The organism is Neisseria sp. SLRRB23 (genome assembly GCF_050896295.1).
In the GTDB taxonomy this organism is placed as follows: Bacteria; Pseudomonadota; Gammaproteobacteria; order Burkholderiales; family Neisseriaceae; genus Neisseria.
Genome location: NZ_JBPBFH010000014.1, coordinates 1 through 25,286 on the forward strand (window position 1 = coordinate 1; position 25,286 = coordinate 25,286).

Consider the following 25,286-nt stretch of genomic DNA (forward strand, 5'->3'; position numbering starts at 1 on the left):
GCCGTTGATCGGTGGATACAGGAAAATCCCAATGCCGCCGAAACCGTCGAAGCCCTGGCCAACATCCTGCCGTTTGCCAAAGCTGAGAAGTTGGCGAAACTGGGGAAGGCGGCAAAACTAGGAAGGGCGGCAAAACCGGGGAAGGCTGCGGTTAGCGGGGATTTCTCAAAATCCTACACCTGCTCCTTCCACGGCAGCACCTTGGTCAAAACGGCAGACGGCTACAAAGCCATCGCCCGTATCCGGGTCGGCGACCGCGTCTTCGCCAAGGACGAGGCAAGCGGGGTAACGGGATACAAACCCGTTACCGCCCGATACGGCAATCCGTATCAAGAAACCGTTTACATTAAAGTTTCAGACGGCATCGGCAACAGCCAAACCCTGATTTCCAATAAAATCCACCCGTTTTATTCGGGCGGCAAATGGATTAAAGCGGAAGATTTGAAAACGGGAAACAGGCTGTTATCCGAAAGCGGCAAAACCCAAACCGTCCGCAACATCGTTGTCAAACCAAAACCGCTCAAAGCCTACAATCTGACCGTTGCCGACTGGCATACCTACTTTGTCAAGGGTGATAAGGCGGAAACGGAAGGGGTTTGGGTTCATAATGCGTGTCCGCCAAAAAGAACAGGAAGCTCCAAGAATGAAAAACATGGAGATGGCGGTCGAAGTCAAATATCAGCGGAATCAAAAATTGCTGAATTAACAAATAAAATTATTCCCGGAATGTCCAAAAATGAACGCTTAAAGATTGAGCGAAAAATCAGAAATATTACAAAAAATGCCAATCGAAAAGCAAAAGGAGAAGAGCATGGTCGACGCGGTCGTTAAAACTCCCGAATTTTTACCTTTTACTTCTGTAGGAATATTCCGTTTTGGTGCTGATATAACACAGTACAAAAACATACTGGAAACTTTTATGTATGAACCTCCTGATGAGTTTGGAACAGAATATTATGAATCTCCCGACTCAAATTTACTCATTTCCGTCAAAAAAAACAAAATTATTTCGATATTTTGTTATCAGGAGCTATATTTTATGGGCGTTAATTTAATAGGTCTAAATTTTGAAGATTTTAAACAACTTTTCCATCACCCTAAATCATACGGTATTGATGAATATTATTTATCAAATGAATCTTATCCGACATATGTCTATGAGTTTGATGAAATAGGAGTACAAGCATGGGAAGCAAAAGGGAAAATTGTTACTATCATTGCCGGGGGCAAAGACAATTATTCAACAGAACCTTACTACGATGAATAACATTATATAAAAGAAACAAGAAACGGTACATTTGATAAAAACCTAAATCGTATTGGAGATTAATTATTATGTGCGAGTTCAAGGATTTTAGAAGAAACATCCCTTGTTTTGAAGAGTATGACGAAAATTCATTTATTGGCAAATGGTATGATGACGGGGTGTGGGATGATGAAGAATATTGGAAATTGGAGAATAATTTAATCGAGGTTAGGAGAAAATATCCTTATCCGATGGATATACCAAGGGACATCGTGATTGGAATCGGTAGCATTATTGATTTTTTAATGGTTCAAAATTGGAAACTTTTTGAAATTAAAGCTTCTCCTTGGTTGCCTAAAAGTGTCAAAATTAATGAGCGTTATGAAAGGTTCAGAGTAATGCTTCGTTATATTTTTACTGATCTAGATGTAGAGGACTGGAAATTTTTTTACTTTCCAATACAACATAGTAAAGGTAGATTGAGATGAAAAGTTTAATTATATTGGAGATACATTATTATGTGTGAGTTCAAGGATATTATAAGAAACGTTCCTTATTTTGAGGGGTATGACGAAAATTCATTTATTGGCAAATGGTATGATGACGGGGTGTGGGATGATGAAGAATATTGGAAGTTGGAGAATGATTTAATTGAGGTTAGAAAAAAATATCCTTATCCGATGGATATACCAAGATATGTTGTCATTGGAATCGGTACCATTATTGATTTCTTAATGGTTCCAAATTGGAAACTTTTTGAAATTAAAGCTTCCCCTTGGCTACCTGATAGCGTAGGAATTAATGAACGTTATGAAAGGCTTAAAACAATGCTCCGTTATATTTTTACCGAGAAAGACATAGTCAACGTGCGATTTGATTATTACAACAAAAAATAGCAAACCCCGGCAATCAAAGCTCGTCTGATATAATCGATATATCCTTTTAAACGAAAAATAAATATGTTTAAAAAATTCAAACTGGTATTGTTGTCATTTTTTGCACTTGTATTTGCCTTTTGGCTGGGGAAGGGTATTGCCTATGAGATTAATCCGCGTTGGTTTTTGAGCGATACGGCAACTGAAATACCTGAAAATCCGAATGCTTTTGTGGCGAAACTTGCCCGCCTGTTCCGAAATGCCGACAGGGCGGTTGTCATCGTGAAGGAATCGATGAGGACGGAGGAAAGTCTTGCCGGAACTGCGGATGACGGTCCGTTGCAGTCGGAGAAGGATTATCTCGCGCTCGCTATCCGGCTCAGTCGTTTGAAAGAAAAGGCGAAATGGTTTCACGTAACGGAGCAGGAACATGGGGAAGAGGTCTGGCTGGATTACTATATCGGCGAGGGCGGTTTGGTTGCGGTTTCGCTTTTGCAACGCTCGCCGGAAGCGTTTGTTAATGCCGAATATCTGTATCGGAACGATCGTCCGTTTTCTGTAAATGTGTACGGCGGAACGGTTCACGGGGAAAATTATGAAACGACAGGAGAATATCGGGTTATTTGGCAACCGGACGGTTCGGTATTTGATGCGGCGGGGCGCGGGAAAATCGGGGAAGATGTTTATGAGCATTGTCTCGGGTGTTATCAGATGGCTCAGGTATATTTGGCGAAATACCGGGATGTCGCGAATGATGAGCAGAAGGTTTGGGACTTCCGCGAAGAGAGCAACCGGATTGCGTCGGACTCACGCGATTATGTGTTTTATCAGAATATGCGGGAATTGATGCCACGGGGGATGAAGGCAAACAGTCTTGTGGTCGGCTATGATGCGGACGGTCTGCCGCAAAAAGTCTATTGGAGTTTCGACAATGGGAAAAAACGCCAGAGTTTCGAATATTATTTGAAAAACGGAAATCTTTTTATTGCACAATCTTCGACGGTAGCATTGAAAGCGGATGGCGTAACGGCGGATATACAGACCTATCATGCGCAACAGACGTGGTATTTGGATGGCAGGCGGATTGTCCGCGAAGAGAAACAGGGAGACAGACTGCCTGATTTTCCTTTGAACTTGGAAGACTTGGAAAAAGAGGTGAGCCGTTATGCAGAGGCTGCGGCGAGACGTTCGGGCGGCAGGCGCGGCCTTTCTCACTGAACGCAAATGCCGTCTGAAACCGGTTTTCAGACGGCATTGGAGAGTCAAACGCTTTTTGCAATGCCGTATATGCCGAACCCAATTCGCTATAAATTGAAAACCACAATCCAAAAAACGGAAATACACATTAAACGGATCTTTTTACCGACCGTATCATCCCATAGGTTTTCCACACCTTTTTTCATCCATAAATTCAAACCATTTAAGTTTGCATCCTTACCGACAATTGCGGCAGCATTATCCGCATAACGGTCGCCCAAATTAGCCAAATAACGCCAACCGCCATAGGTATCGCCACGGGAAGCATAACCACGCAAGGTTTGGATTTGTTCTGGTGTTAAAACAACTTCACCCTCATTCATAATAAGATCCTTTAAATTATTTTTTACTTGAATTGTTTACAAAACTCTGTACCAATTGCTCTACTTGTTGGTGATAACCTACCAACTCCTGCTGTGTGAGCTGCTGCTTTTCCCGAATAAACGGATAATACTGTACCGTGAAACCGTTAATACAGGAACCTACGCCAGTGCTATAATTATCTTCTTCAGTTTGGTTTATTCGATTATTCCGATGAGTAATAATCGCCGGATTTTCTCCTTTTTTAATATAGTAAAATTCATGAAAATATGGATTTTCAGGAATATGTCTTTTATCTTCATAAGCTTCATATTCAGGATAGGCAGATGGCATTTTTTTAACCCCGTAAGTAAGCAATCTTTCTCCCATAGTCGTGCTTAAACTACACGCATCTTTTCGGATAACAATATCGTCCACGCTATCCAAACCGTCGCGTAGAAATTGGATAAAGTGTGCTTTGTTTTGCTGGTTGTATGGCTCAAGAACCCAGCCTTGGTCGGTTTTTTTGTAATAGACGCTAATCTCTATCAAATTAATGGAGTAAGCATCCTGCCCGGGCGTGTCAGAAAGCCATTTTGTGGCATTGTCTTGCGTATACCGTGCAAGATAGCCATAAGGGATAACCATTTTGGTGCCCTGAAAATCAAATGTAACCGTATGTTCAAATCCTGTCATTGGCTCGGGATTGTTGAAACTGGTTTGTTCATTAACAGGTTTACATGAGGTCATAGTAAAAACACTCCCAATAAACAAAATAAAAAGTTGATAAATAGTAGTAGCATATGGTCTCATAATTTCAAGCTTAGAAATTAGTTAAAGAATATATTCATGGTAGATACTAACTCTTTAAGTTGACATATTGTGCGATATCGAGGGCTGTACCATATTTTCCCATCGGGTCTTCCCCGTTCTTTATATGAGCGGCAGGCATCCTCATAAAAGAAGGGATACCGATAAGGAAAAATACCTCGGCATAAAAAATATACTGATTAATCAATACAAATCCAACAAACAGTTTATCATTTTCTTTTCTGTTGGCGTATAAAAAATACTGATATATGCCTTCACTTTCATAGGGCGACGCTTTATGTGCCGTCCTGTTTGTTGAAACGTCGGTTTTCCTTTTTCAAAACTCCGTAAAAAAAAGCGGCATCCGCCGCAAAACGCCCCGTTTTTCCAAACAAAGGGCAATAAAAATGCCGTCTGAAACCAAGTTCAGACGGCATCAAGCCATCAAATCAAACCCTGCCTCCTCATCATCCGATAAGCCTCATCCACATCATCGGTTTGCAGATAAATACCGACAACCCGCTTCAACTGCTCTTCATCATAATCATACGGCTGCATATCATCCCGAAACTCCACAGGACAATAACTGTCGACAGCCAAACTCAAAGACTGTTCGATATAGGGAACAGGCACACGCACGTCATCCGGCTTGCTACTGTTGGCAATCCAATCGTCCATAAACCGGTTGTAAAACGTTTCGGCATCCGTTTTCCCGTCGAAGAAATCTTGCGCCATCTTGGAAAAAACCGTTCTTTTCATTGCAGATAATCCGTATTCAAATAATGCTCGCGCTGTTTTCCACTTATCTTCATTGCCGTTACAAACCTATTGTCTTTATCAAAAACGACAGCGTCGCCTGCCCTGCTTTGTCCTGATTGTTGCCAACTGCTGTACCCATGCCGTCCGAACCTGAACCGTCAGGTTTCAGACGGCATTTTTTCCGCCTGTTCCCACAATTGCCGTTTTTGTGCGGCGGTCAGTTTTTTGACGGCGATTTCCTGTTTGAGCGCAGTGCCTTTATCCATCCCGCCTGCAACGATACGCATCGCTACCGGTTTGAATACGCGGGTATATTTCGCGCCTTTTCCGGCTGTGTGGGCGGCAAGCCGCTGTTGCGGATTCGGGCTGATACCGCAATAGAACGCGCTGTTTTCACACAATATCAGGTAAACGCTCCAGTTTGACGCGTTCATCTGCCTGCATCCTGAGTTTTCTCCCCGTTCCAAGGCGCAACTTTCAGCAACAGCAGCATACCCGGCAGGGCAAGTATGAAACACAGCTGGAAAAACGGTACATAACCGAGCCATTCGATCAGATAACCGGCAAAGGAATTGATGACCGTACGGGGAACGGCGGACAGGCTGGTAAACAGTGCAAGCTGCGTTGCGGTAAATGCGGGATTGGTCTCGCGCGCCATATACGATACGAACGCCGCCGTCCCCAAACCCACGCCGACTGCCTCTGCGCCGATAACTGCCGCCAGCATCAGCCTCTCGCTTGTACCGACTGTATCGAAATGTCCGAACCCTGCCAGCCATACAAACCCCAAAACGGTTACAGCCTGCACCGCGCCGAATATCCACAAGGCTTTGTTTACGCCAATTTTCAGCATCCACACGCCGCCCAAGATACCTGCCGCCACTGCCGGCCACAGTCCTGCATTTTTGGCAATCAAACCGATGTCGGTCTTGCTGAAACCCATATCCAGATAAAACGGCGTTGCCAACGCGGTTGCCATACTGTCGCCGAGTTTGTAAAGGAAGATAAACAGCAGCACGCATACAGCCGAAGCGATGCCTTTACGTGTAAAAAATTCTTTAAACGGCTCTACCACGGTCTGCTTCAACGTTTTAGGAACGGCAGGCGGCAACACGGGTTCGCGCGCGAGAAACAGCGTCATCAGAAGACCGGGCAGCATAAATAATGAAGTGATAACAAATACTTCTGACCACGGCATCCTGTCCGCCAGCACCAAACTCAATGAACCTGGAACCAAAGCGGCAATCCGGTAGGCGTTCACATGAACCGAGTTGCCCAAACCCAATTCTTCGTCTGACAAAATCTCGCGCCTGAACGCATCCAATACAATATCCTGACTGGCGGAAAAAAAAGCAACAAGCACCGACAAGCCAGCAATCAGCGGCAGATGATTACGGGGGTTTAAAAAGGCATATGCCGCCAAAGCCGCCAGCAAACCTGCCTGCGTCAGCAGCATCCACCCGCGCCGCCGCCCCAAAACGGGCAGCCTGACCGCGTCCATCAGCGGGGACCACAAAAATTTCCAAGTAAACGGCAGACCGATTAACGCCATCAGCCCGATGCTCTTCAAATCCACCTGCTCGCTGCGTAACCATGCCGGAATCAGGTTAATCAGAAAGTACAGCGGCAGCCCCGAGGTAAACCCCGTAAAAATACAGACAAGCATATTGCGGGAAAAGATTTGCCCGATAAAACCTGATTTCGATACAGTCATGGTTCAAACAGCCAAGAAATAAAAGCCTATTGTAGCAAATATCGCCCAACCGCTGAAAAACACCGCCCCTGCTCCGCCGTTTTGCCGTTCAAATGCAAAATGCCGTCTGAAACTGTGTTCAGACGGCATTTCTACTGAAACCTGAGAGTTTATAGGCTGTAATACATTTCAAATTCCAGCGGGTGCGGCGCCATGCGGATGCGGCGGACATCTTCCTCTTTAAAGGCGATGTAGCTGTCGATCCAGTCTTTGCTGAACACGCCGCCGCGCAGGAGGAATTCGTGGTCGGCNTTGAGGGCGGCAAGTGCTTCTTCCAAAGAAGCGCAAACGGTCGGCACCTATGCATCTTCTTCCGGCGGCAGATCGTACAGGTTTTTATCGGCAGGGTCGCCCGGATGGATTTTGTTTTGAATACCGTCCAAACCGGCCATCAGCAGGGCGGCGAACGCCAAGTATGGGTTGGCGGTCGGATCGGGGAAACGCGCTTCGATGCGGCGTGCTTTGCTGCTGTTCACGGACGGAATGCGGATGGAAGCGGAACGGTTTTTGGCGGAGTAGGCCAGTTTGGTCGGCGCTTCAAAGTGCGGCACGAGGCGTTTGTAGGAGTTGGTGGACGGATTGGTAATCGCGTTCAGGGCCTTGGCGTGTTTGATGATGCCGCCGATGTAATAAAGGGCGGTGTCGCTCAAACCGGCATAGCCGTCGCCTGCGAACAGGTTTTGACCGTCTTTCCAGATGGATTGGTGAACGTGCATACCGCTGCCGTTGTCGCCCATAATCGGTTTGGGCATGAAGGTGGCGGTTTTGCCGAAGTTGTGGGCAACGTTTTGAATCACGTATTTCATGTCTTGGGTTTGGTCGGCGCGTTTGACCAGAGTGGCGAAGCGCGTGCCGATTTCCATTTGGCTGCCGGTACCGACTTCGCTGTGGTGGACTTCGACTTCGATGCCGAGTCCTTCCAAAATGTTTACCATCGCGGAACGCAAATCCTGACCGCAGTCAATCGGCGCAACGGGCGCGTAACCGCCTTTGACGGCAGGGCGGTGACCGGTGTTTTGACCGTCCATATGCAGACCGCTGGCCCATGCGCCGCTTTCGGACGTGATTTCGTAACGGGTTTTGTGCATATCGGTTTCAAATTCTACGCCGTCGAAGACGAAGAATTCGGGTTCGGGGCCGAAGTATGCCGTGTCGCCGATGCCGGAAGATTTCAAATAGGCCTCGGCGCGGCGTGCGATGGAGCGCGGGTCGCGGTCGTAACCCTGACCGTCGGCAGGGTCGATGACGTCGCAGGTAATGACGACGGTAACATCATCATAAAAAGGATCGACGAAGGCTGTAGACGCATCGGGACGCAGCTGCATATCGGAAGCCTCAATGCCTTTCCAGCCGCCGATGGACGAGCCGTCAAACGCCGGTCCGTTTTCAAACCACTCTTCGGGGTCTTCCAACACGATGCGCGCAGGCACGGTAAAGTGGTGCTGCTTGCCTTTGGTATCGGTGAAGCGCAAATCGACAAAGCGGGCTTCGCTTTCTTCAATCAATTTTACGGCGTTTTTAATAGACATTTTTCAGCTCCTGGAAAAGGGAAATAGCAAAATATACGGAACGCGGCAGATTAGCTCAAAGCCAGCATGATTCTACCACGTCCATGCCGTCTGAAACTCGCCCTGCGTCAAATTTCAAGCTGTAAAATATAGTTTCAGACGGCAAGATTGTCAACAATATGGATAAAATTGCATATCATGTCCGGATTTCTCCCCAGCTTATACAGGGAAAAACCGTACCGCCTGACAACCGTTTCAGACGGCATCGTTTCCATCTGTACGCCGCCGTTATAAAATAGCCGTCCCGTCTTTTGGAACACGACCATGACAGCCCTCCCCCGCTACGCCGTTTTCGGCAATCCCGTTGCACACAGCAAGTCGCCGCAGATTCATCAACAATTTGCCCTTCAGGAAGGCGTCGACATCGAATATGGGCGCATTTGCGCCGACATCGGCGGTTTCGCGCAGGCGGTTTCGACATTTTTTGAAACAGGCGGTTGCGGGGCAAACGTTACCGTACCGTTCAAGCAGGAAGCGTTTCATCTGGCGGACGAGCATTCCGAACGCGCTTTGGCTGCCGGCGCGGTCAATACGCTGATTCTGTTGAAAAACGGCAAGCTGCGTGGCGACAATACCGACGGTATCGGTTTGGCCAACGACATCACGCAGGTCAAAAACATTGCCATCGAAGGCAAAACCATTTTGCTTTTGGGCGCAGGCGGTGCGGTGCGCGGCGTGATTCCGGTATTGAAAGAACACCGCCCTGCCCGTATCGTCATTGCCAACCGTACCCACGCCAAAGCCGAGGAATTGTCGCGGCTTTTCGGCATTGAAGCCGTCCCGATGGCGGATTTGAACGGCGGTTTTGATATCATCATCAACGGCACGTCCGGCGGCTTGAGCGGTCAGCTTCCTGCCGTCAGCCGTGAAATTTTTCGCAACTGCCGCCTTGCCTACGATATGGTTTACGGCGACGCGGCGCAGGCGTTTTTGAACTTTGCCCAAAGCAACGGTGCGGCCGAAGTTTCAGACGGCCTGGGTATGCTGGTCGGTCAGGCTGCCGCTTCCTACTCCCTCTGGCGCGGGTTTACGCCCGATATCCGCCCCGTCATCGAACACATGAAAGCCCTGTAACCATGTTCCGTATCATCAAATGGCTGATTGCCCTGCCCATCGGCATCTTCATTTTCTTCAACGCTTATGTGTACGGCAACATCATCACCTACCGTGCCGTCGCGCCGCATCAAACCGCCTTTATGTCGATGCGGATGAAGCAGTTTGAACAAGAAGGCCGCAATGTCGCCCTAGATTACCGCTGGGTTCCCTACGACCGCATTTCCACCAACCTGAAAAAAGCCCTGATTGCTTCCGAAGATGCCCATTTTGCCGGACACGGCGGCTTCGATTGGGGCGGCATTCAAAACGCCATCAGGCGCAACCGGAACAGCGGCGAAGTGAAGGCAGGCGGATCGACCATCAGCCAGCAGCTTGCCAAAAACCTGTTTTTAAACGAAAGCCGCAGCTATATCCGCAAAGGCGAAGAAGCGGCGATTACCGCGATGATGGAAGCCGTTACCGACAAAGACAGGATTTTCGAACTGTATCTGAATTCAATCGAGTGGCACTACGGGGTGTTTGGCGCGGAAGCCGCGTCCCGATATTTTTATAAAAAACCGGCCGCAGACCTGACCAAACAGCAGGCGGCAAAACTGACGGCACGCGTCCCCGCCCCGCTCTACTACGCCGACCATCCGAAAAGCAAACGGCTGCGCAACAAAACCAATATCGTGCTCAAACGCATGGGTTCGGCAGAATTGCCCGAAGACGACACGGACTGAGTGCCGCCGCAATATAAAATGCCGTCTGAAATATCATTCAGACGGCATATACTTTCTGCCTTTACCCTCTTCTCCAAAACGCAACGGGGCGATCATTATCACTTTTGTCCTTCTACATAATGGTCAGACACAAAACGTGTCCGACACGGACAACTTCCCAAAAACGGCAGGCAAAAAAATAACCGCTCATCAGCGGTTTTTTGGTGGCCAGAGGCGGAATCGAACCGCCGACACACGGATTTTCAATCCGTTGCTCTACCAACTGAGCTATCTGGCCTTTGTCTGTCTCGTTAGTTAAGAGATGCGTATTAAACCAAACTTCGGGACAACACGCAAGCGGATTTGTCGATATTTTTTACCCAACCGACTAAGTCGATGTTTTAAGTTTAAATTAATTTCACAGAAAAATAGTGCAAATCGGTTTTTTGCCGTTTGTTCGGCGATGTTCTGCTTTGCAGACGGCAAAACGCTTCAATATTTGAAGTTCTCACCCAGATAAACAGAACGAACCTGTTCGTTTCCGACCAAATCATCAGGTTTTCCCGATGCCAACACCGTGCCGTCTGAAATAATGTAGGCCCGATCGCAGATGCTGAGGGTTTCGCGTACGTTGTGGTCGGTAATCAATACGCCGATACCGCGCGACTTGAGAAATCCGATGATTTTCTGGATGTCGATGACGGCGATGGGATCGACACCGGCAAAAGGCTCGTCCAGCAAAATAAAATGCGGTTTCATGGCAAGCACGCGGGCGATTTCGACGCGTCGGCGTTCGCCGCCCGACAAAGATGGGGCAGGATTATTGCGCAAACGCTCGATATTCAGGTCGGCAAGCAGTTTTTCAACTTCGCCGTCGATGCGGCTTTTGTCTTTGGTACTGATTTCTAAAATGGCGCGGATGTTTTGTTCGACGGTCATTTTGCGGAAAATCGAGGCTTCCTGCGGCAGGTAGCCGACACCCAGGCGGGCGCGTTCGTGTATGGGCAGGTGGCGCAATTCCTGCCCGTCCAGCATCACGCTGCCCGCATCGGCGGCAATGAGTCCGACTATCATGTAGAAGCTGGTGGTTTTACCCGCACCGTTGGGCCCGAGCAGGCCGACAACTTCTCCGCTTTCGATTTCGAGGGAGAAACTTTTAACGACTTGGCGTTTTTTAAAACTTTTTTGCAGGTTTTGAACAACAAGGCGGCTGACGTTTGCGCTCATAAATATCTCTTCAATATCTTCGGTCGGCATATGCCGTCCGAACCGGGTTTATGTTTCAGACGGCATTTTGGGATTATTCGGATTTTTGCGTACTCGAAGGCTGGATGATGACGCTGACCCTGCCGGATTTGGAAGCGGATTTTGCGCCGGATTTTGTGCTGCCGCTGATGGTATAGACTTCGGTTTTGGTGTTGTATGTAATCACCGCGCCTTCGGCGACATCGCCGCCGCGCTGTACTCTGGCATTACCGGTTAAGACTACGGTGCTGCCTGCAGACGAATAAGCAACGTTGTTTGCCTGACCACGCACCGTCCCTTTGCCCCCGTCCAACGTTTGGCTGAAGCGTACAGGCGAGCCGTCGGCCTTCATAAACTGTTCGCCTTTGTCATTACGCGTTACGTTGACGCGGGCGGCGGAAATATTGAGCGTACCTTGCCTGATGACGACATTGCCGCTGAATGTGGTGCTTTGGTTGGCTTGATCGAGCGAACCTTGGTCGGCCTCAATCTGAATAGGCTGCCTGCTGTCGCTTTGAAGGGCAAAAGCGGGGGATGCCGAAAAAAATGCTATTAAAACAAAAATTTTACATATTTTTTGTATCATAAATCGCGGCTTTCACTTTAGATGAGAAGTTCAACATGCCTGTTTTGTGGTTGTAGGTCATACCGCCCGCCTGCCCGTGCGACGCGCCGTATTGGAAACTGACAGGCGTATCGGTTTGGGCATATTGAGATTCGGTATCGACGTGCAGCTTTTCGGTTTCAACTTTACCCGCCTGCCGTTTGCCGTCGGCGGTTTTGGTCAGCACCACGTTGTTTTTAAAAAGAACCTGTTTGTTTTCGGTATGGTAAACGGCTTCATCGCTGCCAACTTCGTACAACAACCTGCCTTCTTGGAAGAACACGAGATGCGGCGAATCAAAATGGATGTCGCTGTTTTCGGGAAACTGTTTCGCACCTTTCGCGCTCAAATGTTCTTTCAAGTATCCCTGTTCGTCAAACCGCCTTCCGTCCAAGCCGTCCATTGTGTATTGGGGTTCGTTGGGATTGAGCCTGACTTCCTCGATTTCGACTTCGCTGATACGACCCAACCATGCCGACAGACCGCCCAAGGCAACCGCCAATATCAATGGGAACGCAATTCCGTACCGCCATCTTACTTTCATTTGATGTACTCGTTCAAAGCCGCGCCCAGCGTACCTTTCGCGCGCATAATCAGGTCGCACACTTCGCGCACCGCGCCCGCACCACCGGGGCGTTTGGCAATATAGGCGGCATGTTGCAGCGTAAACCAATACGCGTCGGGGACGGCAACCGGCAATCCGCAGCGCACCATCACCGGCAAATCGACCACGTCGTCGCCGACAAAGGCACACTCGGCTTCTTCCACGCCTGCCTGAACGCGCAGCTCTTCATACGCGGCGCGTTTGTCCGAAATGCCTTTGAAGTAGTAATTTATGCCCAACTGTTTGACGCGGATGCCGACGGAGGGCGCGTCCCGACCTGTGATAATCGCAGTCTGCACGCCGCTTGCCTGAAGCATTTTCAGACCGTGTCCGTCCAGTGTGTGAAACGATTTGATTTCTTCGCCGTTATCGCGGATAAAGATGCGCCCGTCGGTCAAAACGCCGTCCACATCCAAGATCAGCAGTTTGATTTTGGCGGCGCGCGCCTGTAATTCGGGAGAAATTGCCTGCATGGGATTTCCTTGTTTTCAGACGGCATATCTTACCACAAATGCCGTCTGAAACGGCTGCAACGCCTTATATAGTGGATTAACAAAAATCAGGACAAGGCGACGAAGCCGCAGACAGTACAAATAGTACGGAACCGATTCACTTGGTGCTTCAGCACCTTAGAGAATCGTTCTCTTTGAGCTAAGGCGAGGCAACGCCGTACTGGTTTTTGTTAATCCACTATACAATCCGTGCCGCCAACAGGTCGTGCATATTCAGCGCACCTGTCAGCACGCCGTCTGCATCGGTAACCAGAAGCCCGTTCACATGGTTTGCCTGCATGACTTTCAGGGCTTCGGTGGCGAGGCGTTCAGCGGAGATGGTTTTAGGGTGTGTATGCATGACTTCGTCTATCGAAAGACCGGTAAAATTGTCGCATTCTTGAAACAGGCGGCGCAAATCGCCGTCGGTGAATACGCCTTTCAGACGGCATTGCCCGTCCGTTACCGCCAACATGCCCAAACCTTTCTCGCTCATGCTGACGATGGCTTCTTTCAAGGGCGTGCCGAGTCGGACGGCAGGCAGGCCGCCGCCTTTGTGCATAATGTCAGCAACGCGTAAAAGCAGGCGTTTGCCGAGGCTGCCGGCAGGATGGCTCAAGGCGAAATCGTCGGGCGGGAACGCGCGTGCGCGCAGCAGGACAACCGCCAACGCATCGCCCAAAGCCATAACGGCGGTGGTGCTGGTGGTCGGGGCAAGCCCCAGCGGGCAGGCTTCTTTTGAAACCGACGCCGTGATGTGGATATCGGCATGGCGCGCCATGGTTGAATCGGGGCGGGCGGTGATGCAGACGAGGGTAATGTCTTTGCGTTTGAGCGCGGGGATGATGGCGGTGATTTCGTCGCTTTCGCCGGAATTGGAAATGGCGGCGACGACGTCGTTGTCCACAATCATGCCCAAATCGCCGTGTGCCGCTTCCGCAGGGTGGACAAAAAACGCGGGCGTGCCGGTCGAGGCCATGGTTGCCGCCATTTTGCGCCCGATATGTCCCGACTTGCCCATGCCCGTGATAACAACCCTGCCCTTGCAGTGCAACAACGCGTCTGCCCCAAGGACGAAGTTTTCGTCCAATTCCGCCGCAATTTCGCGCAAGCCTTCCGCTTCGGTGTGCAACACTTCGCGCGCCCAATCGAGATATTTTTCGTTTCCTGCCATCGCAATCCGCCTTTGCTGTAATAAAACTACCCAAAATTTCCGAATCGGGGTAGCATAAACCTTTGAAACATACACATCTGTCCAAAGGAATCAGAAATGACTATTTTATCGGACGTTAAAGCATTAGGACAACAAATCTGGCTGGACAACCTTTCCCGCTCGCTCGTGCAAAGCGGCGAATTGGCGCAAATGCTGAAACAAGGCGTGTGCGGCGTAACTTCCAATCCCGCCATCTTCCAAAAAGCCTTTGCCGGCGACGCGCTTTACGCCGATGAAATTGCCGCCCTCAAGCAGCAAAACCTCAGCCCGAAACAACGCTACGAAACCATGGCGGTTGCCGACGTACGGGCAGCCTGCGACGTTTGCCTTGCCGAACACGAATCCACCGGCGGCAAAACCGGTTTCGTCAGCCTCGAAGTTTCTCCCGAACTTGCTAAAGACGCTCAAGGCACGGTAAAGGAAGCCCACCGCCTCCATGCCGCCATCGCGCGTAAAAACGCCATGATTAAAGTGCCTGCCACCGAGGCAGGCATCGATGCGCTCGAGACCCTCATCGCCGACGGCATCAGCGTGAACCTGACCCTGCTGTTCTCACGCGCCCAAACCCTCAAAGCCTATGCAGCCTACACGCGCGGCATTACCAAACGTTTGGAAGCAGGACACGACGTTTCCCATATCCAAGTTGTCGCCAGCTTCTTTATTTCCCGTGTTGATGCCGCATTAGACGCCACCCTGCCCAACTACCTCAAAGGCAAAATCGCCATCGCCCTTGCCAAAGCCGCCTATCAAGACTGGGCGCAATATTTCACCGCCCCCGAATTTGCCGCACTGGAAGCCCAAGGCGCAAACCGCGTGCAGCTTTTATGGGCATCTACCGGCGTGAAAAACCCAGCCTATCCCGACACGCTCTACGTTGACAGCCTAATCGGCGCGCACACCGTCAACACCGTTCCCGATGCCACCCTCAAAGCCTTTATCGACCACGGCACAGCCAAAGCCACGCTGACCGAAGGCGTAGAAGAAGCACAAGCGCAGCTTGCCGAAACCGCCGCGCTCGGCATAGATGTCGAAACCTTGGCGGCGCGTTTACAGAAAGACGGTTTGAAACAATTTGAAGAAGCGTTTGAAAAACTGCTCGCACCGTTGGTTTAAACTTTTCATCCCCGATGCCGTCTGAAAGGCTTTCAGACGGCATCGCCCGTTTGACCGGACACAGTGCGGCATATCAAGGATTCGCCCTAAAAATATTAATCAACAAGAAGTTAATACACGACATTACCCACCAACACAAAAGGAAATAGAATCATGGCAAAAGCACTCGAAATCATTTCACCCAATGAAATTTATTCAGATCTAATTTTTAAGGATCCGGTACCTCCCCATACTATATATACAGAATTGATGAAACTGGTTGATAGAAATGCAGGTAATGAGAGAATTGCAGATAGAGCCTTCGATTTTTTCTCGCTCGGTCTTATGGATGATTCAGCTACCGAAGAGCAATATAATGCTCTATATGATTTAACCTTGCTTGAAGAGCCTGGGATGGAACTGAATAAAGATGAGATAATGGCTTTGATTAATAGTCTTAAATAAAAGGGGGCTGTACCGGATATGTACACAGGACGTTTCGCCCCCAGCCCGACCGGGCTGCTCCACATCGGCTCGCTGCTGACCGCCGTCGCTTCCTATGCCGATGCACGTTCAAACGGCGGCAAATGGCTGGTCCGCATAGAAGACCTCGATCCGCCGCGCGAAATGCCGGGGGCGGCAAGCCATATTCTGCACACGCTTGAGGCATTCGGATTCGAGTGGGACGGAGAAGTCGCCTATCAGAGCCGCCGTTACGCCCTGTATGAAGAAACCCTATGCCGTCTGCAAACCGCCGGTCTGGTTTATCCCTGCCATTGCAGCCGCAAAGACTGGCAGGCCGGGGCAAGGCGGGGCGCAGACGGGTTCGTCTATAACGGACGTTGCCGCCACCCCGACCAACGCCCTGCACCGCAAGGCAAACAGCCGGCGTGGCGCATCCGCGTCCCCGACCGCGTTATCGGTTTTTCAGACGGCATCGTCGGCGGTTACGCCCAAAACCTCGCCCGCAACATCGGCGATTTCGTCCTGCTTCGTGCAGACGGTTACTGGGCATACCAGCTCGCCGTCGTTGCCGACGATGCCGAACAGGGCGTTACCCACATCGTCCGCGGACAAGACCTGCTCGTTTCCATGCCACGCCAAATCTATTTGCAGCAGTGTTTGGGCGTTCCGACACCGCAATATGCCCACCTGCCGCTGCTGACCAACGCGCAAGGGCAGAAATGGTCGAAACAGACGCTCGCCCCCGCATTGGATTTAAACCGCCGCGAACAACTCCTCCGCCAAGTGTTCCGTTACCTCAAGCTGCCCGAAGCACCGGAAACCGACCGCCCTGCCGAACTGCTCGACTGGGCGGTGGCACACTGGGATATGGACAAAGTGCCGAAACACGCCATTACCGCCCCCTAAACACCGCCCGACAAACGCACAAATGCCGTCTGAAACCTTCAGACGGCATTTCACACATACAGCCCCGCCCTATTCGCGCATATTTGCCCGTTCGACCTCTTTCCACGCTTCGAGAATCAGGTCGCCGTCGTTGCCTTTCAACAACGCCGCATCGGAAAGCATACGCCGCCAAGTCCGCGCGCCTTTCAAACCGTGCATCAGCCCGAGGCTGTGGCGGACGATATGGCGCAAGATTGTGCCGCGTCCGGCTTGGATTTGGGCTTGGCTGTATGTGTAGAGACGCTGCACCAAATCGGCGTATTCAATCGGGCTGCGGGTATCGCCGTAAAACAGCCTGTCCCATTCGCGCATCACCATCGGGTTGTGGTACGCCTCGCGCCCGACCATCACGCCGTCAACGTGTTGCAGGTGTTGCGCGATTTCCTCATTGGTCGTGATGCCGCCGTTGATGATGATTTCCAGCTCGGGAAACTCTTGCTTGAGGCGGTAAACATAATCGTATTTCAAGGGCGGAACGTCGCGGTTTTCTTTGGGCGAAAGACCGTCCAGCCATGCGTTGCGGGCGTGGACGATAAAGGTTTTGCAGGCGGTTTTGTCGCACAGCGTGCCGACGAAATCGGCAACGGTTTGGTATTCGGTCTGCCTGTCCACGCCGATGCGGTGTTTGACGGTAACGGGAATACCGACCGCGTCCCGCATCGCGTTAAGGCAGTCGGCAACCAGCCCGACTTCGTTCATCAGACACGCGCCGAACGAACCTTTCTGCACGCGCGGACTGGGGCAGCCGCAGTTGAGGTTGACCTCGTTGTAACCGTATGCCTCGGCGGCTTTGGCGGCTTTCGCCAAATCGGACGGGTCGCTGCCGCCCAGTTGCAGGGCGACGGGTTGCTCGCCTTCGTTAAACATCAAAAAGCGGTCTTTGTCGCCGTAAACAATCGCGCCGGCGTTGACCATTTCGCTGTACAGCCAAGTATTGCGGGTAATCTGGCGCGCCATATAACGGTAGTGCCTGTCCGTCCAGTCCAACATCGGGGCGACAGACAGGCGGCGGGGAGGAAGGGGTTGCGTGTTGTCGTTCATTGTCGATATTTCATCATTGCGGATTCAATTTCAATCCGGAACAACCTTCATTTTTGGGGAAATCCGCGTCATGAAAGAGTCCAGCAGTATGGTTACCGGCCCGTCGTTGCAGAGCGACACCTGCATATGCGTGCGGAAACGCCCTGTTTCGACATGAATTCCGTGTCCGCGCAACAGTTCCGCCGTTCGCAGGTAAAGCTGCTGCGCCTGTTCTGCAGGTGCGGCTTGCGAAAACGAAGGCCGCCGCCCGCTTGCCGCATCGGCATAAAGCGTAAACTGCGACACCAGCAGCACGGAGCCGCCGACATCTTTCAAAGACAGGTTCAGCTTGCCCGCTTCATCTTCAAACACGCGCAAATGGGCGATTTTGTCGGCAATATAGCGCGCATCTTTTTCCGTGTCGTCGTGCGTTACACCGAGCAGCACAACGAATCCGCCGTCGATTTTGCCGCAGGTTTCCGTGCCGTTTTCAGACACGACATCTACCTTCGCGCCCGTCGTTTTCTGTATGACCGCACGCATAAGCCGTCCTCCTTGTCTAAAAGCGGATAATGCCGTCTGAAAAGGATTCAGACGGCATCGGTATCGAAAATGCCATTACGGTTTGACACCGTTTTCTTCCAAAAGGGCATCGATTTTCAAGCGGACTTTTTCTTGTTTCAAACCCTGCTCCAATTGGTTTCTGACCAACTCGAAAGGCTGCGCGTCGGGGTTTTTCCCGACCTCGCTGAGTTTGAACAGATAATAGCGTTCGCCCAATTTGACCGGATCGCGGGTAACGTCGCCCCGATTCATCGCGGCAAACCGGGAAGCCAGCGGCTCAGGAAGCTGCTGCGCCATAATGAAACTGTCAAACGCCTGTTCGTCGTTCGGATAACGCTTCATCAGCCCTTCAAAAGACAGCCCTTTGAGCAGAAGCTGCTGCGCCTGACGCGCCTCATCCTCCGTGGCAAAACCGACCTGCTGCAATTTGATCATGCGGATTTGCCGCTCATAAAACTGACGCAGTTCGCTTTCGGAAACCGTTTCCGAACGTTCCAGAAAGCGGACGTATTCTTGGGCGTAAAAAGACGCTTCGGCGATTTTAAAGCGGTTTTGAACGCCTTGATCCTTATCCAATCCGGCCTGCAACGCCCCGTTTTTCAAAACTTCCAAAGTTTGCAGTTGACGGACGGCATCGTTTCGGATTGCCTGCCCATCCGGTTTTTGGGACTGCTCCGCATGCCGGTCTGCCTGCTGCATGATCTGCGCCACCAGCGTATCCACCAAAGCCGGGTCGATTTCGGGTACTTTGGCTGCCGCAAAACCTGCCAACATTGCAGCAATAACTGCGGCAGCGGTTTTTTTCTGTTTCATGGTATTCCCTGTCCTGTGCGGCGGCAAAACGCTTGTCTGAACGTCTTGCCGCCGTATCCCGTTTTCAGATTATTTTGCAGGTTTGATGTTTGCCTTACCCAACAGCGCACCGACGGCACGGTCAATCCGTTCCGCCTGAAGGTTGCCGGCAATCTGTCCTTTCATTTCGTCAAAAGAAGGCACTTTCACCTCGCGGCTGTCGTTGACATAATAAACGCCGTAGAAATCGCCGTTTTTCAGCGGCGTTGCCGTAAATTCGCCTTTTTTCAAGTCCTTAATTGCCTGATAAAGCGGCGGAACACCCTGTTCCAAATCTTTCAGCGGCACATATTCGTTCGGCGCGCCGGTTTGTTTGGTGCGGTCGTTGAGCGAGTATTGTTTCAAAACGGCATCAAAACCTTTTTTCGCCTTCAGATCGGCAACGGCTTTTTTCGCATTTTCTTCCTTGTCGGTCAGGATTTCGCCTAACTGGACTTCCTGCGTACCTTTATAAAAACCGCTGATATTGTCGTAAACGGCTTTTACTTCCTGCTCGGAAACCGGTTGGGTTTTCGCAACGTGCAGCGCGTATGCCCTGCCGTTCAATTCGTATTCTAGAGCCGACCAGAGGGTTTTGAAGGACGGTTTCTTGTCGTCGCCCGACTTTTTCGCTTCGGCACGCAATTTGGCCACCGTGTCTTTAAACTCTGCCGACTGGTCGAGTTTCAGGCGTTTGACTTCCTGCGCGACCACGGTGTTGACCACTTCGTTTTCCAGCAGGGATTGGCGCAGTTGCGGCGTGTCTTCGGCACGGCTGTTTTCCGCACGGAATGCGGCAACCTGCGCATCGATGACGGAACTGTCGATTTTTTGACCGTTGACGGTTGCCAGTGTTTGAGCAAACAGGCTGCCTGAACAGGCAAGCAGTGCAACGGAAGTCAGGATTTTTGCTTTCATAATCTTCTCTCTTTAAATTTTAAATTGAAATATTCGGGCAGACTTCATTCAGTCCGCCGTATGGAAATACTCGTCAGGGGCAGCCACCCGGATGCCGAGCGCGTGGATGATGCCGTCTGAAAACAAATCTTTGAGCAGCGATTTGACCGTTTTCTGACGGTTCAGGCGGCTTACGCCTTCAAAACGGCCGCTGACGACCAAAACAGCATAATGTCCGCCGCCGGTATTGCCCGCGTGTCCTTTGTGCAGATGACTCTCATCGCCGATTTCCAACACCAGAGGATCAAGCGTCTGCAGGCGTTCGCGGATCAAATCGACGGCCGGCATTATTTGAACACCGCTTTAAACGGTTTAATCAGCACTTCGCTATACACGCCGGCATGAACATAGGGATCGTCTTCCGCCCAAGCCTGCGCCGCATCCAAAGACTCGAACTGCGCCACAATCAAACTACCCGAAACGCGGTTCGGATCCTCCGGCAAAGGATTCGGACCTGCGGTCAGCAACCGCCCTTCCGATTTCAGCACCTCCAAGCGTTTGAGGTGTTCGGGACGTGCCGCCATACGCGCTTCATGCACATTCTCCCCGTCTGTTGCCAGCAACATAAAATATTCCACAGTCAATCCTCCTTTTTCAGATAGGTACTCAGATAAATACCCTGAATAATAAAGAAAACAAGCATCAGCGCAGTCGAACCGAACATCTTATAGTTAACCCATTGCGCTTCAAACCTAGTAAACACAAACCAGTTGGCAATACCCATAAAAATCAGAAAACCGACCCACATATAAGTCAATTTCGCCCATACGGCATCCGGAAGCTGAATCTCCCTGCCGATACTTGCCTTTAAACCGTTTTTACCCGCAAGGTGGCTACCCAGCAGGAATAACGCCCCGCACCAGAACAATACTGTCGGCTTCCACATAATGAAGCGGCTGTCGCCCAAAACAATGGTTGCGCCGCCGAATACGACAATCAACAGCAGACTGACCCACTGCATCGTATCCAGCCTTTTATGCTTCCAATACAGGAAAACTGCCTGAACCACACCGGCAACCAATGCGACCGCCGTGGCGGCAATCATATTTTTGGTAACGGTATAAGTGGCGAAAAACAGGATGACGGATAAAAGGTCGCTGACAAATTTCATATCCAAATGAGAAAGCAAATCAAATAAACGCTAATCATACAGGCAGAACCCTATTTTTGCACCTGCAAAGCCAACAAATTTTGTTTTGATTAATGAAAATATGCACAGATGTTTTTGAAAAAAGATGGAGATATGTCATAATTTGTAAAATTGGCTTTAAAATACAGCTTCGGCTGGGACCTCTGCCTATCCGCACCCTATCGTCCGTATTGCCGATGCCTGATGACGAAATTTACAGACTGTACGCGGTCAAACCGTATTCAGCCGCCAACCCACAGGGGATACATCTTGAAAAACAACAGACAAATCAAACTGATTGCCGCCTCCATCGCAGTTGCCGCATCCTTTCAGGCACATGCGCGACTGGGCGGACTGAATATCCGGTCCAACCTTGACGAACCCTTTTCCGGCAGCATTACCGTAACCGGCGAAGAAGCCAAAGCCCTGCTAGGCGGCGGCAGCGTTACCGTTTCCGAAAAAGGCCTGACCGCCAAAGTCCACAAGTTGGGCGACAAAGCCGTCATTGCCGTTTCTTCCGCGCAGGCAGTCCGCGATCCCGTCCTGGTGTTCCGCATCGGTGCAGGCGCGCAGGTACGCGAATACACCGCCATCCTCGATCCTGTCGGCTACTCGCCCAAAACCAAATCTGCACTTTCAGACGGCAAGACACACCGCAAAACCACTCCGACAGCAGAGTCCCAAGAAAATCAAAACACCAAAGCCCTCCGCAAAACCGATAAAAAAGACAGCGCGAACGCAGCCGTCAAATCGGCGCATAACGGCAAAACCCATACCGTCCGCAAAGGCGAAACGCTCAAACAGATTGCCGCCGCCATCCGTCCGAAACACCTGACGCTCGAACAGGTTGCCGATGCGCTACTGAAGGCAAACCCAAATGTTTCCGCACACGGCAGACTGCGTGCGGGCAGCGTGCTTCACATTCCGAATCTGAATAGGATCAAAGCGGCAGCACCCAAAAAAATCAAAGCGGAACAACCCAAACCGCAAACGGCGAAACCCAAAGCCGAAACCGTATCCATGCCATCTGAACCGTCCAAACAGGCAACGGTAGAGAAACCGATAGAGAAACCTGTCGAAAAACCGGTTGAAAAACCTGAAGCAAAAGTTGCCGCGCTCGAAGCAAAAGCGGAAAAACCGGCCGTTCGACCCGAACCCAAACCCGCAGTGTCAGAAACTCCGGCTTCGGCGACAGAACGCCAACCCGAACCTGTACCCGCTGCAAATACTGCCGCATCGGAAACTGCTGCCGAATCCGCCCCTCAAGAAGCCGCCGCTTCTGCCATCGACACGCCGACCGACGAAATCGGCAACGCCGTTTCCGAACCTATTGCGGAAACAGCCAGTGAAGTTGCCGCCGAACCCGTTGCCGAACCTGTCGAACAGGTTCCTGCCGAAGAAGAAACCGAAAGCGGACTGTTTGACGGTCTGTTCGACGGTTCGTACACCTTGCTGCTTGCCGGCGGAGGCGCGGCATTGATTGCCCTGCTGCTGCTTTTGCGCCTTGCCCAATCCAAACGCGCGCGCCGTACCGAAGAATCCGTCCCTGAAGAAGAGCTTGACCTTGACGACGCGGCAGACGACGGCATAGAAATCACCTTTGCCGAAGTCGAAACTCCGGCAACGCCCGAACCCGCTCCGAAAAACGATGTAAACGACACACTTGCCTTAGGTGGGGAATCTGAAGAAGAGTTATCGGCAAAACAAACGTTCGATGTCGAAACCGATACGCCTTCCAACCGCATCGACTTGGATTTCGACAGCCTGGCAGCCGCGCAAAACGGCATTTTGTCCGGCGCACTTACGCAGGATGAAGAAACCCAAAAACGCGCGGATGCCGATTGGAACGCCATCGAATCCACAGACAGCGTGTACGAGCCTGAGACCTTCAACCCGTACAACCCTGTCAAAATCGTCATCGACACGCCCAAACCGGAATCTGTCGCCCAAACTGCCGAAAACAAACCGGAAACCGTCGATACCGATTTCTACAACAACCTGTTCTCAAACAACCATATCGGCACAGAAGAAACAGCTTCCGCAAAACCTGCCGCACCCTCCGGACTGGCAGGCTTCCTGAAGGCTTCCTCGCCCGAAACCATCTTGGAAAAAACAGTTGCCGAAGTCCAAACACCGGAAGAGTTGCACGATTTCCTGAAAGTGTACGAAACCGATGCCGTCGCGGAAACTGCGCCTGAAACGCCCGATTTCAACGCCACCGCAGACGATTTGTCCGCACTGCTGCAACCTGCTGAAGCACCGGCTGTTGAGGAAAATGTAACGGAAACCGTTGCCGAAACGTCCGACTTCCACACCGTTGCCGACGATTTGTCCGCACTGCTGCAACCTGCTGAAGCACCGGCTGTTGAGGAAAATGTAACGGAAACTGTTGCCGAAACGTCCGACTTCCATACCGTTGCAGACGATTTGTCCGCATTGCTTCAGCCTGCTGAAGCACCGGCTGTTGAGGAAAAAGCGGCGGAAACCGTTGCCGAAACGCCCGACTTCCACACCGTTGCCGACGATTTGTCTGCACTGTTGCAACCTGCTGAAGCACCGGCTGTTGAGGAAAATGTAACGGAAACCGTTGCCGATGATTTGTCCGCGCTGCTGCAACCGTTTGAAACGCCTGACGTTGGGGAAACCGCAGCAGAAACCGTTGCCGAAATAGCTGATTTCAACGCCACCGCAGACGATTTGTCCGCGCTGCTGCAACCTTTTGAAACACCTGCCGTTGAGAAATTTGAAGCACCGGCTGTTGAAGAAAAAGCAGCGGAAACCGTTGATAAAACGCCCGACTTCCACACCGTTGCCGACGATTTGTCCGCGCTGCTGCAACCTGCCGAAGCACCGGCCGTTGAGGAAAATGCAGCGGAAATCACTTTGGAAACGCCTGATTCCAACACCTCTGAAGCAGACGCTTTGCCCGACTTCCTGAAAGACGGGGAAAAAGAAACGGTAGATTGGAGCATTTCCCTTGCGGAAGAAAATATTCCAAATAATGCGGGTACCGGTTTCACTTCGGAATCTGTGGGTTCTGACGCACCGTCCGAAGCGAAATACGACCTTGCCAAAATGTATCTCGAAATCGGCGACCGCGATGCCGCTGCCGAGACAGTGCAGGAATTGCTGGAAGAAGCGGAAGGCGACGTACTCAAACGTGCCCAAGCATTGGCGCAAGAATTGGGTATTTGATTCCCAACTGCCCTTTTGCAGATCAAGGATGCCGTTTCAGACGGCATCTTTTTTTGCCTTATCGGTGTAACGGATAAAGTTTGACCCGGCACAGGCTCAAACAGCAGACTGCCGGCAACAAAATGCCGTCTGAACCCCCTAAAGGCTTCAGACGGCATTGGTGGCGGCGGTATCAGGCAGTTTGATAGGCAACCGAATCGTCGCCGCTTTTCTTTTGAATGAACTCGATTTTGTATCCGTCGGGGTCTTCGACGAAGGCTATCACAGTTGTGCCGTGTTTCATCGGGCCGGCTTCGCGGACGACGTTTCCGCCCTGCCGCTTCACACGTTCGCAGGCTTCGTAGGCATCGTCCACTTCAATCGCGATGTGTCCGTAGGCGTTGCCCAAGTCGTATCGTTCCGTATCCCAGTTGTGCGTCAGTTCCAAAACCGTGCTGTCGGTTTCGTCGCCGTAACCGACGAAGGCAAGGGTAAATCTGCCTTCGGGATAGTCTTTTCGGCGGAGCAGTTTCATACCCAAAACGTTTTGGTAGAAATCGAGGGATTTTTCGAGATTGCCCACGCGGAGCATAGTATGGAGTAAGCGCATTTTTGTGTTCCTCTCGG

32 protein-coding genes, 1 tRNA gene and 1 pseudogene are annotated in these 25,286 nt (G+C 51.0%); 13 read left to right on the forward strand and 21 right to left on the reverse strand.

Going from position 1 to position 25,286, the window contains the following annotated elements; translation table 11 throughout:
* The 6 genes from ACRPFF_RS04935 to ACRPFF_RS04960 all read left to right on the forward strand — a co-directional run.
* Window positions 1–831 (forward strand): MafB family polymorphic toxin (locus ACRPFF_RS04935; protein WP_432673980.1); only part of this gene is annotated, 831 nt, incomplete at its 5' end.
* Window positions 812–1,267, forward strand: a complete 456-nt coding sequence (locus ACRPFF_RS04940; RefSeq protein WP_432673981.1) for a hypothetical protein — start codon at window positions 812–814, stop codon at window positions 1,265–1,267. The genes ACRPFF_RS04935 and ACRPFF_RS04940, both read left to right, overlap by 20 nt.
* A gap of 6 nt (window positions 1,268–1,273) precedes the next feature.
* Window positions 1,274–1,330: a toxin C-terminal domain-containing protein gene (locus ACRPFF_RS04945; RefSeq protein ID WP_369414993.1), complete on the forward strand. Its 57-nt coding sequence runs from the start codon at window positions 1,274–1,276 to the stop codon at window positions 1,328–1,330.
* A gap of 5 nt (window positions 1,331–1,335) precedes the next feature.
* Window positions 1,336–1,734, forward strand: coding sequence for an immunity 41 family protein (locus ACRPFF_RS04950; protein ID WP_432673982.1), 399 nt, complete (start codon window positions 1,336–1,338; stop codon window positions 1,732–1,734).
* A 30-nt stretch (window positions 1,735–1,764) separates the two neighbouring features.
* Window positions 1,765–2,142, forward strand: a complete 378-nt coding sequence (locus ACRPFF_RS04955) for an immunity 41 family protein (RefSeq protein ID WP_002216453.1) — start codon at window positions 1,765–1,767, stop codon at window positions 2,140–2,142.
* A 63-nt stretch (window positions 2,143–2,205) separates the two neighbouring features.
* Window positions 2,206–3,339, forward strand: a complete 1,134-nt coding sequence (locus tag ACRPFF_RS04960) for a hypothetical protein (protein WP_432673983.1) — start codon at window positions 2,206–2,208, stop codon at window positions 3,337–3,339.
* Window positions 3,340–3,425: 86 nt separating this feature from the next.
* Here the strand turns inward: ACRPFF_RS04960 and ACRPFF_RS04965 are convergent, their stop codons facing one another.
* The 7 genes and pseudogenes from ACRPFF_RS04965 to glnA all read right to left on the reverse strand — a co-directional run bounded on the left by ACRPFF_RS04965 (window position 3,426) and on the right by glnA (window position 8,529).
* The gene (locus ACRPFF_RS04965; RefSeq protein WP_002253078.1) at window positions 3,426–3,701 is read right to left on the reverse strand and encodes a hypothetical protein; all 276 of its coding nucleotides are present in this window, start codon (window positions 3,699–3,701) and stop codon (window positions 3,426–3,428) included.
* Between the two features lie 16 nt (window positions 3,702–3,717).
* Window positions 3,718–4,491: an RTX iron-regulated FrpC family protein gene (locus ACRPFF_RS04970; RefSeq protein ID WP_304675324.1), complete on the reverse strand. Its 774-nt coding sequence runs from the start codon at window positions 4,489–4,491 to the stop codon at window positions 3,718–3,720.
* 441 nt (window positions 4,492–4,932) lie between these two features.
* Window positions 4,933–5,247: a colicin immunity domain-containing protein gene (locus ACRPFF_RS04975; RefSeq protein WP_096109205.1), complete on the reverse strand. Its 315-nt coding sequence runs from the start codon at window positions 5,245–5,247 to the stop codon at window positions 4,933–4,935.
* Window positions 5,248–5,405: 158 nt separating this feature from the next.
* The gene (locus ACRPFF_RS04980; RefSeq protein WP_014573772.1) at window positions 5,406–5,681 is read right to left on the reverse strand and encodes a GIY-YIG nuclease family protein; all 276 of its coding nucleotides are present in this window, start codon (window positions 5,679–5,681) and stop codon (window positions 5,406–5,408) included.
* Window positions 5,678–6,961, reverse strand: a complete 1,284-nt coding sequence (locus ACRPFF_RS04985) for an MFS transporter (RefSeq protein ID WP_432673984.1) — start codon at window positions 6,959–6,961, stop codon at window positions 5,678–5,680. Before ACRPFF_RS04985 ends, ACRPFF_RS04980 begins: the two co-directional genes overlap by 4 nt.
* A gap of 3 nt (window positions 6,962–6,964) precedes the next feature.
* Window positions 6,965–7,090 (reverse strand): hypothetical protein, encoded by a 126-nt coding sequence (locus tag ACRPFF_RS04990; RefSeq protein WP_256864599.1) that lies wholly within the window; start codon window positions 7,088–7,090, stop codon window positions 6,965–6,967.
* Window positions 7,091–7,110: 20 nt separating this feature from the next.
* A pseudogene (gene glnA, locus ACRPFF_RS04995) lies at window positions 7,111–8,529 on the reverse strand (type I glutamate--ammonia ligase).
* A 303-nt stretch (window positions 8,530–8,832) separates the two neighbouring features.
* Between glnA and aroE the strand changes: the two are divergent.
* Together aroE and mtgA are read left to right on the forward strand one after the other, a co-directional pair.
* On the forward strand, window positions 8,833–9,642 hold the full coding sequence (gene aroE, locus ACRPFF_RS05000; protein ID WP_432673985.1) for a shikimate dehydrogenase: 810 nt from the start codon (window positions 8,833–8,835) through the stop codon (window positions 9,640–9,642).
* A gap of 2 nt (window positions 9,643–9,644) precedes the next feature.
* Window positions 9,645–10,346, forward strand: coding sequence for a monofunctional biosynthetic peptidoglycan transglycosylase (mtgA, locus tag ACRPFF_RS05005; protein ID WP_308075178.1), 702 nt, complete (start codon window positions 9,645–9,647; stop codon window positions 10,344–10,346).
* Between the two features lie 201 nt (window positions 10,347–10,547).
* On the opposite strand, the gene ACRPFF_RS05010 is transcribed toward mtgA, so the two are convergent.
* The 6 genes from ACRPFF_RS05010 to ACRPFF_RS05035 all read right to left on the reverse strand — a co-directional run bounded on the left by ACRPFF_RS05010 (window position 10,548) and on the right by ACRPFF_RS05035 (window position 14,443).
* A tRNA-Phe gene (locus ACRPFF_RS05010) sits at window positions 10,548–10,623 on the reverse strand.
* A 194-nt stretch (window positions 10,624–10,817) separates the two neighbouring features.
* Window positions 10,818–11,552, reverse strand: coding sequence for an LPS export ABC transporter ATP-binding protein (lptB, locus tag ACRPFF_RS05015; protein ID WP_002261126.1), 735 nt, complete (start codon window positions 11,550–11,552; stop codon window positions 10,818–10,820).
* A gap of 73 nt (window positions 11,553–11,625) precedes the next feature.
* Complete coding sequence (gene lptA, locus ACRPFF_RS05020) at window positions 11,626–12,156, reverse strand: lipopolysaccharide transport periplasmic protein LptA (protein WP_432673986.1); 531 nt, start codon at window positions 12,154–12,156, stop codon at window positions 11,626–11,628.
* Window positions 12,137–12,718: an LPS export ABC transporter periplasmic protein LptC gene (gene lptC / locus ACRPFF_RS05025; protein WP_432673987.1), complete on the reverse strand. Its 582-nt coding sequence runs from the start codon at window positions 12,716–12,718 to the stop codon at window positions 12,137–12,139. The genes lptA and lptC overlap by 20 nt, the downstream gene beginning before the upstream one ends.
* On the reverse strand, window positions 12,715–13,251 hold the full coding sequence (locus ACRPFF_RS05030; protein ID WP_123821838.1) for a KdsC family phosphatase: 537 nt from the start codon (window positions 13,249–13,251) through the stop codon (window positions 12,715–12,717). Before ACRPFF_RS05030 ends, lptC begins: the two co-directional genes overlap by 4 nt.
* Before the next feature lie 217 nt (window positions 13,252–13,468).
* Entirely contained in the window at window positions 13,469–14,443 is a 975-nt protein-coding gene (locus ACRPFF_RS05035; RefSeq protein WP_432673988.1) for a KpsF/GutQ family sugar-phosphate isomerase, read from the reverse strand.
* A 96-nt stretch (window positions 14,444–14,539) separates the two neighbouring features.
* Here ACRPFF_RS05035 and tal point away from each other — a divergent pair, with 96 nt between their 5' ends.
* Genes tal through gluQRS form a run of 4 tightly spaced genes read left to right on the forward strand, consistent with a single transcriptional unit; the run spans window position 14,540 to window position 16,945 of the window.
* Entirely contained in the window at window positions 14,540–15,595 is a 1,056-nt protein-coding gene (gene tal, locus ACRPFF_RS05040; RefSeq protein ID WP_432673989.1) for a transaldolase, read from the forward strand.
* A gap of 14 nt (window positions 15,596–15,609) precedes the next feature.
* A complete protein-coding gene (locus tag ACRPFF_RS05045; RefSeq protein ID WP_301001478.1) occupies window positions 15,610–15,744 on the forward strand; it encodes a hypothetical protein in 135 nt (44 codons plus the stop codon).
* A gap of 4 nt (window positions 15,745–15,748) precedes the next feature.
* Window positions 15,749–16,039, forward strand: coding sequence for a hypothetical protein (locus ACRPFF_RS05050; protein WP_432673990.1), 291 nt, complete (start codon window positions 15,749–15,751; stop codon window positions 16,037–16,039).
* Between the two features lie 18 nt (window positions 16,040–16,057).
* Window positions 16,058–16,945 carry a tRNA glutamyl-Q(34) synthetase GluQRS gene (gluQRS, locus tag ACRPFF_RS05055; protein WP_432673991.1) on the forward strand — a complete coding sequence of 296 codons (888 nt, stop codon included), beginning with the start codon at window positions 16,058–16,060 and terminating at the stop codon, window positions 16,943–16,945.
* A 69-nt stretch (window positions 16,946–17,014) separates the two neighbouring features.
* On the opposite strand, the gene dusA is transcribed toward gluQRS, so the two are convergent.
* The 7 genes from dusA to ACRPFF_RS05090 all read right to left on the reverse strand — a co-directional run bounded on the left by dusA (window position 17,015) and on the right by ACRPFF_RS05090 (window position 21,467).
* Window positions 17,015–18,025 carry a tRNA dihydrouridine(20/20a) synthase DusA gene (gene dusA / locus ACRPFF_RS05060; RefSeq protein ID WP_432673992.1) on the reverse strand — a complete coding sequence of 337 codons (1,011 nt, stop codon included), beginning with the start codon at window positions 18,023–18,025 and terminating at the stop codon, window positions 17,015–17,017.
* A gap of 30 nt (window positions 18,026–18,055) precedes the next feature.
* Complete coding sequence (gene dtd, locus ACRPFF_RS05065; RefSeq protein ID WP_115119645.1) at window positions 18,056–18,547, reverse strand: D-aminoacyl-tRNA deacylase; 492 nt, start codon at window positions 18,545–18,547, stop codon at window positions 18,056–18,058.
* 75 nt (window positions 18,548–18,622) lie between these two features.
* Window positions 18,623–19,381 (reverse strand): peptidyl-prolyl cis-trans isomerase, encoded by a 759-nt coding sequence (locus ACRPFF_RS05070; RefSeq protein ID WP_411712755.1) that lies wholly within the window; start codon window positions 19,379–19,381, stop codon window positions 18,623–18,625.
* A gap of 69 nt (window positions 19,382–19,450) precedes the next feature.
* Window positions 19,451–20,317 (reverse strand): peptidyl-prolyl cis-trans isomerase, encoded by an 867-nt coding sequence (locus ACRPFF_RS05075; protein ID WP_432673993.1) that lies wholly within the window; start codon window positions 20,315–20,317, stop codon window positions 19,451–19,453.
* A 48-nt stretch (window positions 20,318–20,365) separates the two neighbouring features.
* Window positions 20,366–20,644, reverse strand: a complete 279-nt coding sequence (locus ACRPFF_RS05080) for a BolA family protein (protein WP_411712757.1) — start codon at window positions 20,642–20,644, stop codon at window positions 20,366–20,368.
* Entirely contained in the window at window positions 20,644–20,934 is a 291-nt protein-coding gene (locus ACRPFF_RS05085) for a YciI family protein (protein ID WP_192879973.1), read from the reverse strand. Before ACRPFF_RS05085 ends, ACRPFF_RS05080 begins: the two co-directional genes overlap by 1 nt.
* A 2-nt stretch (window positions 20,935–20,936) precedes the next feature.
* Window positions 20,937–21,467 carry a septation protein A gene (locus ACRPFF_RS05090; protein ID WP_250314381.1) on the reverse strand — a complete coding sequence of 177 codons (531 nt, stop codon included), beginning with the start codon at window positions 21,465–21,467 and terminating at the stop codon, window positions 20,937–20,939.
* Window positions 21,468–21,755: 288 nt separating this feature from the next.
* Here ACRPFF_RS05090 and tspA point away from each other — a divergent pair, with 288 nt between their 5' ends.
* Complete coding sequence (tspA, locus tag ACRPFF_RS05095) at window positions 21,756–24,680, forward strand: FimV/HubP family polar landmark-like protein TspA (protein WP_432673994.1); 2,925 nt, start codon at window positions 21,756–21,758, stop codon at window positions 24,678–24,680.
* A 172-nt stretch (window positions 24,681–24,852) separates the two neighbouring features.
* Here the strand turns inward: tspA and gloA are convergent, their stop codons facing one another.
* Window positions 24,853–25,269 (reverse strand): lactoylglutathione lyase, encoded by a 417-nt coding sequence (gene gloA, locus ACRPFF_RS05100; protein ID WP_002241072.1) that lies wholly within the window; start codon window positions 25,267–25,269, stop codon window positions 24,853–24,855.
* Window positions 25,270–25,286: the final 17 nt, after the last annotated feature.